The organism is Vibrio sp. 10N.286.48.C11 (assembly GCF_041469805.1).
GTDB classification, from domain to species: domain Bacteria; phylum Pseudomonadota; class Gammaproteobacteria; order Enterobacterales; family Vibrionaceae; genus Vibrio; species Vibrio crassostreae_C.
Genome location: NZ_JBFRLK010000064.1, coordinates 19,438 through 29,047 on the forward strand (window position 1 = coordinate 19,438; position 9,610 = coordinate 29,047).

At 45.1% G+C, this 9,610-nt stretch carries 8 protein-coding genes; 3 read left to right on the plus strand and 5 right to left on the minus strand.

Features of this window, described 5'->3' with window-relative positions; translation table 11 throughout:
- Positions 1–55 precede the first annotated feature (55 nt).
- From AB4209_RS16510 to xni, 3 genes are all read left to right on the plus strand, one after another.
- Positions 56–1,621 (plus strand): GGDEF domain-containing protein, encoded by a 1,566-nt coding sequence (locus AB4209_RS16510; RefSeq protein WP_102393214.1) that lies wholly within the window; start codon positions 56–58, stop codon positions 1,619–1,621.
- 243 nt (positions 1,622–1,864) lie between these two features.
- Complete coding sequence (ppnN, locus tag AB4209_RS16515) at positions 1,865–3,229, plus strand: nucleotide 5'-monophosphate nucleosidase PpnN (RefSeq protein WP_102393213.1); 1,365 nt, start codon at positions 1,865–1,867, stop codon at positions 3,227–3,229.
- A gap of 145 nt (positions 3,230–3,374) precedes the next feature.
- The gene (gene xni / locus AB4209_RS16520; RefSeq protein WP_017069498.1) at positions 3,375–4,148 is read left to right on the plus strand and encodes a flap endonuclease Xni; all 774 of its coding nucleotides are present in this window, start codon (positions 3,375–3,377) and stop codon (positions 4,146–4,148) included.
- 80 nt (positions 4,149–4,228) lie between these two features.
- On the opposite strand, the gene rlmM is transcribed toward xni, so the two are convergent.
- The 5 genes from rlmM to thiI form a co-directional block, all read right to left on the minus strand.
- Positions 4,229–5,320 (minus strand): 23S rRNA (cytidine(2498)-2'-O)-methyltransferase RlmM, encoded by a 1,092-nt coding sequence (gene rlmM / locus AB4209_RS16525; protein WP_017070491.1) that lies wholly within the window; start codon positions 5,318–5,320, stop codon positions 4,229–4,231.
- Complete coding sequence (locus AB4209_RS16530; protein ID WP_017069500.1) at positions 5,317–5,715, minus strand: DUF423 domain-containing protein; 399 nt, start codon at positions 5,713–5,715, stop codon at positions 5,317–5,319. The genes rlmM and AB4209_RS16530 overlap by 4 nt, the downstream gene beginning before the upstream one ends.
- The gene (locus AB4209_RS16535) at positions 5,705–6,328 is read right to left on the minus strand and encodes an alpha/beta fold hydrolase (protein ID WP_102319949.1); all 624 of its coding nucleotides are present in this window, start codon (positions 6,326–6,328) and stop codon (positions 5,705–5,707) included. The genes AB4209_RS16530 and AB4209_RS16535 overlap by 11 nt, the downstream gene beginning before the upstream one ends.
- Positions 6,321–7,229 carry a transcriptional regulator GcvA gene (locus AB4209_RS16540; protein ID WP_012604639.1) on the minus strand — a complete coding sequence of 303 codons (909 nt, stop codon included), beginning with the start codon at positions 7,227–7,229 and terminating at the stop codon, positions 6,321–6,323. The genes AB4209_RS16535 and AB4209_RS16540 overlap by 8 nt, the downstream gene beginning before the upstream one ends.
- 671 nt (positions 7,230–7,900) lie before the next feature.
- Complete coding sequence (thiI, locus tag AB4209_RS16545; RefSeq protein WP_372056513.1) at positions 7,901–9,349, minus strand: tRNA uracil 4-sulfurtransferase ThiI; 1,449 nt, start codon at positions 9,347–9,349, stop codon at positions 7,901–7,903.
- Between the last annotated feature and the right edge of the window lie 261 nt (positions 9,350–9,610).

Here is a 9,610-nt window from a genome sequence, read left to right on the forward strand (position 1 = left end):
CGGAATTTCATCAAAATGATCGAGATCGGTCTACGCGGCGCTAATAAATACATCTATGGGCATTCTTGAAAAAGACATTCAGGCGCAACTCCACCAGCTGAAATCTCAGTTGGATCAGGTCCGTTTGACGCAAAGAGACACCTCGTTCAAGTTTATTAGAGAACAGAAAGTTCTAAAGCGTATCGTCACGTCTTTAAGTGATGCATGTGTTGGTAGTAACAGCCATTTAGATGAAAACCTCATTGCCCTTAGGGAAGAGCTAGAAAAGCAAAAAGACATTAGCTCGATGATCCCAAAGCTGGCAGTATTAGAAAGGATGCTTAAGCAGAAAACGTTGGCTATGGATAAACAGAACGGATATCTGGACGATAGCATTAAGCACAGTGGGGAAACGCTGCAACGCATAACTGGCCTTCCAGCACAGCTAAAACGCGACCTACGAAACTTACTTAGCTTCTCCGAATGCAATGGCAGTCAGAAAGTTGACCATGCCATGAAACTACTCGGTATTTATGAGCGTGCCATTAAGATTATGGCGAACAACTCACGCACTCATTTTGCCGATGCTGCGCACTCTCCGGAACAAGAGCTCCTTTCCGACCTATCAAACGAACTACAACATCTGATCACTGAACTCGACTTCGAGGGTGAATCGGGTGATCTGCTTACCGATATTCGAGCGAAGCTGCTGCTTGGTGTTTCCACACAAAACCTACTTGAGCTAACACTTCAGATCCTCAAACTGGTTATTGAAGGCACCAACCTAGAACGTAAGAAGTCTGAACAATTCATCGATCAGCTTAATTCTTCTTTAGCGTCCAGCATCAAAACGGCAGACCAAAATGCCGACCAGAGCCAGAGCTACTTTGAGCACCGACAAGGTCTAAACTCTGAGTTAAATGAACTAGTCACTAGAAGCCAAAGCTCGGTAGATAAAGCGAAAGATATTGATAGTTTAAAGCTGTCGATTAATCCGCTACTCAGTGAAATCGCCTCTCTTTCGGAAAGGCTGAACCACGCAGAGCAAAAAGAACAAGCTCTGATAGAGAGAATGAGTTACGGAAAGACTCAGTTAGATTCACTCTATGAAGTGACGCAAGATTACCGTAAGCGCTTGGAAGATCAGGCTCAGCGTATGCTGCTTGATCCTCTAACCAAGGTTTACAATCGCACTGCCTTTACTGATCGCTTAGAGCTTGAGTATCGCCGCTGGATCCGCGCGCAACACTCGCTACGCGTAGTACTGCTCGACATCGACAACTTCAAAGCAATTAACGATAGCTTTGGTTACACCGCGGGCGACAAAGCACTCAAGATCATCGCAAGAACTATTACCAAAGAAGCAGGCACCACCGATACTGTGGCACGTTTTTCAGGTGAAGAGTTTGTGTTATTGCTGCCAGAGCAAACCGATGAATATTGCCATCAGGTGATTCAGAACATTCAAACTCAAGTAAGCCGCCTGCCCTTTAAATTCCGTGACCAGCAAATCACGATCACTTTATGCGCGGCAAGTACTCAGTTTAAAGAGTCAGATACACCTGAAGAAGTGCTAGAGCGACTCAATAAGACTCTAAATAAAGCAAAACAACGCGGTACCAACCAACTTGTTTGGCACTAGGCCAGCCCTAGATTTAATTTATTTCATTTTTTCAAATACTTATCACATACCATTTCCCTCAATGTTTGCTAAGCTAATGATTAACATTCGCTTAACAAGCATTCATGGCAAGCAACGCTGTCGTATCCGTTTCGTCTGGTTAACTCTCTCCTACCTTTAACCAAACACTTTCAACGTTTGCTTCTCACTCTCGAGCCAGAGGGTCACTTCAACGTCCCCTGCTCTTTTCAACAAGGAGGCACTATGATCACTCATATCAGCCCTGCCGGTAGCATGGATTTACTCTCTCAACTTGAGGTTGAGCGTCTTAAGAAAACCGCGTCTAGTGATCTGTACCAACTGTATCGCAACTGTACGTTAGCGGTCCTGAACTCGGGTAGCCATACCGACAACTCCAAAGAGTTGCTTGACAAATATCTGTCGTTCGATGTCGAAGTCGTTCGCCGTGAGCGTGGTATTAAGCTCGAACTAAGCAACCCACCAGAGCATGCCTTTGTCGATGGTGAAATCATCAAGGGTATTCAAGAGCACCTATTTTCAGTGCTGCGTGACATTGTTTACGTCAACATGCACCTCGCAGATAACCAAAGGCTCAACCTGACTAATGCCACTCACATTACCAACCTCGTATTTGGTATTCTGAGGAATGCAGGCGCACTTACGCCGGGCATCGAGCCTAACCTGATCGTGTGTTGGGGTGGTCACTCAATTAATGCCACTGAATACCAGTACACTCGCGAAGTGGGTAATGAACTGGGCCTACGTGAGCTGAACATTTGTACAGGTTGTGGACCGGGTGCGATGGAAGGGCCAATGAAAGGCGCGGCTATTGGTCACGCGAAACAGCGTTATACTGATCATCGTTACTTAGGACTGACAGAGCCTTCAATCATTGCCGCTGAGCCACCAAACCCGATAGTAAACGAACTGGTGATCATGCCAGATATCGAGAAGCGTCTTGAGGCATTCGTTCGTATGGCACATGGCATCATCATTTTCCCAGGCGGCCCAGGCACGGCGGAAGAGCTGCTGTACATCTTAGGGATCATGATGCACCCGAATAACGCCGAACAACCAATGCCGATTGTGTTAACGGGCTCGAAAGAGAGTGAGGCTTACTTCCGCTCAATCGATAAGTTCATTGGGGAAACTCTAGGGCCTGATGCGCAGAAACATTACGAGATCGTGATTGATGACCCAGCACGCGCTGCGAAAATCATGAAACAAGCGATGCCAGATGTGCGTTCTCACCGTAAAGAGACCGGTGATGCCTACAGCTACAACTGGTCACTGCATATTGAGCCTGAGTTCCAACTGCCATTCGACCCAACACACGAATCTATGGCGGCGCTTGATCTTCATATGGACCAAAAAACAGAAAGCCTAGCCGCTAATTTACGTAAAGCGTTCTCAGGCATTGTGGCTGGTAACGTCAAAGCAGAGGGTATTCTGGAGATCGAGAAGCACGGCCCATTCCTAATTGATGGCGACAAAGAGCTAATGACCAAGATGGACCAACTGCTGAATGACTTTGTTGAGCAACATCGAATGAAGTTACCGGGCGGCTCTGATTACGTGCCTTGCTATAAAATCGCACCGAGCGAATAGGCACACTCATTAACGAGTAACTAAGTGGCAGACATAAAGTTAATCAGCTTATGACGTTTACGTCGCTAACGTTTCAACTCACCAAGTGATACGTTACTATAAGGGGCTAGCAGCCCCTTTTTTATTGCCTATTTAGTGGAAACTTATGTCTATCCATCTTGTTATTATCGATGCCTTAAACCTCATCCGACGCGTGCACTCTGTTCAGCCGGATCCAACCGATATAGCAAGAACCATTACCACCACAATTCGCACTCTCAATAAGATTCTGAATGAATCAAAGCCCACCCACATCATCGCGGTATTTGATCACCATTTACAAGACCGTGGCTGGCGCGCAGATGTGCTTCCTGCTTATAAGCAGAATCGTAAACCGATGCCAGAACCATTGATGAAAGGCCTTGATGCTATTCAACAAGCTTGGTGGGAGTTAGGCATTGATTCACTGCTGTCTGATGGCGATGAAGCGGATGATCTCGTCGCAACACTGGCAAAGAAAGTAGCTGACCACGGAGAAACCGTCACCATCGTCTCGACGGATAAGGGCTACTGCCAACTGTTGTCACCAACGCTTCAGATCCGAGATTACTTCCAGCACCGCTGGTTAGATAAACCCTTTATCGAAGCTGAGTTTGGCGTTAAACCTGAACAACTGGCGGATTACTGGGGATTAACGGGCGTAAGCTCAAGCCAAGTACCGGGCATCCCAGGTATCGGGCCAAAAGCAGCCAAAGAGATATTGACCACTTACCCAGATATCGAAGCGGCCTATCAAGCAGAAGATCTGCCGAAAAAATATCGTAAGAAGTTCGACGAACACATCGAATCCGCTCGTGTATGTAAGCAAGTATCGGCACTCAAAACCGATATTGATTTAGGGTTCAACCTGCAAGATATTCGTTACGAAGCAAACGCTTAAGTTGCTGTGACTCGATAATATTGATACAAAAAATGCCCCTTAAAGGAGCATTTTTTATCACTGACACACTAACGTAAATATTAGTGCGGTGAGATGTTTGAAAGCGCCTGAATGTGGACCGTGATCTCTTCGCGATCGTGGTAAAGGTGCTTAGCCTGCATCTTGAACTTCACTTTGTTCTCAATCAGGAACACTTTTAGGTTCTCTATATCTTGCAGTACTTCATCGTAACGGCCTTTCATAGGCAGTTTAAGGTTGAACAGTGCTTCTTTCGCCCAGCCTTTGATGATCCACTCACCCATAAGGTGAGCAACACGAGCTGGCTTCTCAACCATGTCACAGATAATCCAAGTTACGTTCTTACGGTCTGGTTCAAACTTAAAGCCATCCACCATGTGGTGCTTAATTTGACCTGTTTCCATTAGGCTGTCTGCCATCATGCCGTTATCAACACAGTGAACGAACATCGAGCGCTTAACCAATTGGTAAGTCCAACCACCTGGACATGCACCTAAATCAACACCCCACATACCTGGAGCCAAACGCTCGTCCCACTCATCACGAGGGATGAATACGTGGAATGCTTCTTCTAGCTTCAATGTAGAACGGCTTGGCGCATCTGATGGGAACTTCAGACGAGGGATACCCATAAAGAACTGGGAGTTGTTCGTTGGGTAAGAGTAACCAACAAAACAGTGGCCCGGAGCGATGAAGCATAAATGAAGCACAGGCTTCTTAGCGTTATCTTTCGCTGTCATCAGGCCTTTACCACGCATCGCTTGACGCATCGGCACGGTAAATTTACGGCAGAACTTCAAAAGCTCTTTTGCTTCGTTAGTATCTGGCGTTTCAATACGGATATCACCACAACGAGGGAAACCTTCTTTCTCAGAAAGCGCCTCAAGAATTGGAGAAATACGGTCATCGGTTGGCAGGTCTTTAATTTCAACAGCCACTGCCAACATTTGACGAGCAAAGATCAGTGATTGGAAATCGATCTCTTTGATCAACTTGTCCGCTTCACCTGCTTGGTAACATTCAAACAATACAAAACCTGTATTGTTCTTTAGGCGAGGAAAACCAAACACTTCCAGTTGTGTTGCCTTGTCTTGAATTTCGCCAGCACATTCTTTTTCAAAACCAGAGCGACAATAAAGTAGTACGTGTTTCACTGAGTTACCTCTTTTATATTCAAAGCAGCGAAGGAGAAGACTCCCCAACCAATGATAAATAGTAGACCACCAAACGGTGTTATAGGGCCAAACCATTTTATTCCTGTCAGTGCTAAGCCATAAAGGCTGCCACTAAAACAAAGGATGCCGATGATAAAGCAAATTGCCGCAATGAAAAAATATTTTTGTGATTTAGCACCAAGTTTCATCTGTAGCAGAGCACCACACGCCAATATTGCTAGTGTATGGATAAACTGGTACTGAACACCTGTCTCAAACACGCCTAGCAGATACTCTGGCAAGACAGCTTTTAACCCGTGAGCGGCGAAGGCACCTAGCATTACGGCTATTGCGCCAGAGATACCTGCAAAAGTGAGTAAATACTTACTTCTCATTGAGTACCTCTTTGATAAACGCTGATAACTTCTCAACGGTTAACGCAATATTCTGCTGCTCGGTGTAACCAGAACTCTTACGAGGTTTAAAGCTGTGGTCGCCATCGGGAATAAATTCAACACGAATAGAATCAGACAGATCAAAATCAGCAAACTCTTCACGCTTACCAAAGGTATCGCGCTCACCTTGTAAAATGAGGCATGGCTTTGCTAACTCAGCCAGATGCTCACCTTTGTATTTCTCGGGTTTACCTGGTGGGTGGAAAGGAAAGCCTAAACACGCCATTGCGGCCACCTTATCAAGTTCAGACAAATGGCTCGCCATACGCCCTCCCATCGACTTACCACCAATCACAAGCTTATCGGCATCAACCTGCTCAATAATCTCTTGATAGGCTTCAAGTAGCTTAGGCGCTCTGTCAGGTGGACGACGCTTACCATCTTCAGCACGTTTAATCATGTAAGGGAAGTTGAAACGAATCACTCGTATCCCTTTAAAGGCTAACCCTTTGGCTACCGACTGCATGAACTCATGCTCCATGCCTGCGCCAGCACCATGGGCAAAGATAAAGGTGATGGGATTGTCTTCACCATCAATGATGACGTTATTCATCGAGTAAGTCCTCTTGTTCACTTTGCGCTTTCGCTAGCATCCAGTCGCGGAAGGTAGCAATACGACCCATGTCGGCTTGTTTCTCATGACAAACCACATAGAAGGCGTTCTTACTCACCAACACTTCATCAAAAGGCGCAATCAAACGACCCGCTTCGATTTCAGGCTGCGCCAACACGTTGTTACCCAGAGCAATGCCCTGGCCGTGAGCCGCTGCCTGCAGCACCATGGTTGAGTGACTGAAGATAGGGCCGTGATTAACGTTTACCCCATCGATGCCATTTTGCTTAGCGAACTGTTTCCAATCCTTTCGAGAAGTATCATGCAATAGCGTATGACATGCTAAATCACTGAGAGATTCTAATGGTTTTACTCCTAGCAGCACGGAAGGTGAGCAAAGAGGGATCAAGTATTCTTGGTAAAGCTTATCGGCTCTAAGCCCCGACCAATTACCTCGGCCATAATAGATAGCGACGTCTACATCATCGGTTAGCGAGCCTTCATCCATATCAACGGCTTTGATTCTTACATCAATATCAGGCTCTTGCTGATTAAAGTCAGCGAGCCTTGGTACCAACCATTGAATAGCAAAACTCGGCGGTAAACTGATGGTCAATGCGCCCTTCTCACTTCGCTCCAGCACTTTGTCTGTCGCTTCTGCTAGTGATGTGAAAATATCTTTGATATCTAAGAAGTAGCTTTGACCTTCTTCAGTTAGCAGCAAAGAGCGGTTTCTTCGGCGAAACAGCTTCAAAGATAAGAATTCTTCAAGCGCTTTGATCTGATGACTGACTGCCGCTTGAGTAACAAACAACTCTTCTGCAGCACGCGTAAAACTCAAGTGTCGAGCTGCAGCTTCAAACACTCTTAGCGAGTTTAATGGGGGTAATCGACGAGACATAGTTACTCTCTAAATAAGCATTAGTTTTTTTTATCTGAAACATTATAATTTGTCCATTGCCTAGCAGCCAGAGAAATTCTATATTTCATCCCGCAGCAGCTAGCCTGAACGGCTTGATTCTCTCTAGAATCAATTGGCTTAGCTCCTGCGATGTTGTGTTTGCAAACTCGTTCTTTTCGAGTTGGGTAGAGTTCTACCAAATGTTTTGTTGCAGTTTATACTGAAACGAGGCATGTACTTCCTGTATTTATTTTGACCTGTCTGTCAAATTTGTTTACACCGCCTTATGGGCGGTGTTTTTTTATGTGCAAAGAAATGTAACAACAAGTTTATCAATAGCTGTGCTAATTAATCTTTATTATTTTTCATCGCCAATCACAGAATCAGACACCCACTCAAATAATCAACTGAACACATACAAATAGCACCATTGAGTTGCACTAAAAAGTAACAGAATACTTCAAGATACTCACACTTCTTCGGTACTTATAAACCCGTTTAGAACACACTCTTTCTATCAATCAAAAATTTCAAAGCTGAGCATGACGATAGCACGCCCAAACTCACGCCTCTGTCTGACTACTGTAAATCATTCACAATAGAAAATAAAAAAGCCGCTTACTTTTCAGTAAACGGCTTTGCAAAATTATTAACGCTTGGTCAACACACCACTATGGGCGGTAAACCTTAACGTTGTGGAAGCCTTGCTCTTGCAAGTAAAGCGCTTGCAGACGACTCATGACACCACGGTCACAGTACAACAAGTACTCTTTCGATTGGTCTAGGTCACCAAACTGAGTGGAAAGCTTGAAGAACGGGATGTGTTTGATTTCAACACCATCGATCTCTAGCGGGCTTTCGTCTTCTTCTTCTGGGCTACGGATATCAAGAACGATAGCGTGCTCAGCAACAGCTTGAACTTGTTCAACTTCAGGCGCTTGCTCTTGGCTCTCTTTCTCGATGTCACGGATATCCATAACACGAGCGTTCTCGATCACTTGATCCAGCACTTCAAAGTTAAACTTAGCTTCTTCTGCTTCCAGTTTGCCTTTCTTCGCTTTCACTGTTGGCTTCTTAGAAATAACACCACAGTACTCAGGCATTACCTTAGCGAAGTCTTCAGTACCGATGATACGAGAAAGGTCGATGATGTCTTCTTTATCCCAGTTGATAAGCGGACGAAGAATCAAAGTATCTGTCACGTTGTCGATGTGACGCAGGTTAGTTAGCGTTTGGCTTGATACCTGACCTAGTGCTTCACCAGTAACCAACGCTTCGATCTTGAACTTGTCTGCAACCATACCACCAGCACGCATGAACATACGCTTAAGAACAACGCCCATTTGGCCGTCTTCTACGTTCTCAAGGATTTCAGCAACCACAGGTTCAAAGTCTACAGAAATGAACTTCACCTTTGCAGATGAGCCGTATTTATTCCATAGGTAGTGAGCCACTTGTTTAACACCAATCTCGTGCGCTGGGCCACCAAGGTTGAAGAAACAGTAGTGAACCTTAGAGCCGCGTTTGATGTGCAGGTAGCTTGAAACACCAGAATCAAAGCCGCCAGAGATCAAGCTCAGTAGATCTTCTTGAGTACCAAGAGGGAAGCCACCGAGGCCTTTGTGACGAGCTAGAACTTGGTTTAGCTTGTCGTTAGCCACTTCAACCTTAACGGTTACATCAGGGTTCTTAAGTCGAACTTTCGCTGACTCAACTGCTTGGTTTAGACCGCCGCCTACGTAGCGCTCAAGTTCAATAGAGGTAAAGTCATGCTTACCACGACGCTTAGCACGTACAGAGAAAGTCTTGCCTTCAATGTCAGCACGGCTGCGTTCTAGTACTTGCTCGTAAATATCGTGCAAGTCTTTGAATTCAGACTGTTGAACTTCAAGAGAGTGGTGAATACCTGGAGTGTGAGTCAGAGCCTCTAACACTTCTGCGTAGTACTGGTCACTCTCAGACGTCACTTCAATATGATCGCGACGGTTGAATACCGCAACACTTTCACAGCGACGTTGAATAACGTTACGAATGTTGCACTCTAGAATCCTTGTGAAGCGCTTACGCACCGATTCACTTTTTACAAAAATTTCCGGATGGGGCTTAACAATAAATTTCATAGTACGTTCACAACATTAATGTTCAAAATTTTTAAAAGGCTCATCGCCAAGTAAATTAGAGAATTTACACAGCACTTGAAGCAAGAATAGATCATATCTAAATCTAAGGGCGCGAATTATACATGAGAAAGTGAAGCAAGGAAAAGAGTGCTTGCTGTAACACCATCATTAAACCGCTTGTTATTAACAGTAGCAGGTTTCGAAACGACATAAATGCCGCAGAGAGAACCATTGAAGACCAGCAATCGAGTAGGAGGAGGC

What these genes read in the sequence shown, in the direction of transcription:
- AB4209_RS16535 (WP_102319949.1), bottom strand. Translation starts at nt 6,328, where the DNA reads ATGAATAACGTCATCATTGATGGTGAAGACAATCCCATCACCTTTATC.
- AB4209_RS16530 (WP_017069500.1), bottom strand. Translation starts at nt 5,715, where the DNA reads ATGAGAAGTAAGTATTTACTCACTTTTGCAGGTATCTCTGGCGCAATA.
- AB4209_RS16510 (WP_102393214.1), top strand. Translation starts at nt 56, where the DNA reads ATGGGCATTCTTGAAAAAGACATTCAGGCGCAACTCCACCAGCTGAAA.
- thiI (WP_372056513.1), bottom strand. Translation starts at nt 9,349, where the DNA reads ATGAAATTTATTGTTAAGCCCCATCCGGAAATTTTTGTAAAAAGTGAA.
- xni (WP_017069498.1), top strand. Translation starts at nt 3,375, where the DNA reads ATGTCTATCCATCTTGTTATTATCGATGCCTTAAACCTCATCCGACGC.
- ppnN (WP_102393213.1), top strand. Translation starts at nt 1,865, where the DNA reads ATGATCACTCATATCAGCCCTGCCGGTAGCATGGATTTACTCTCTCAA.
- AB4209_RS16540 (WP_012604639.1), bottom strand. Translation starts at nt 7,229, where the DNA reads ATGTCTCGTCGATTACCCCCATTAAACTCGCTAAGAGTGTTTGAAGCT.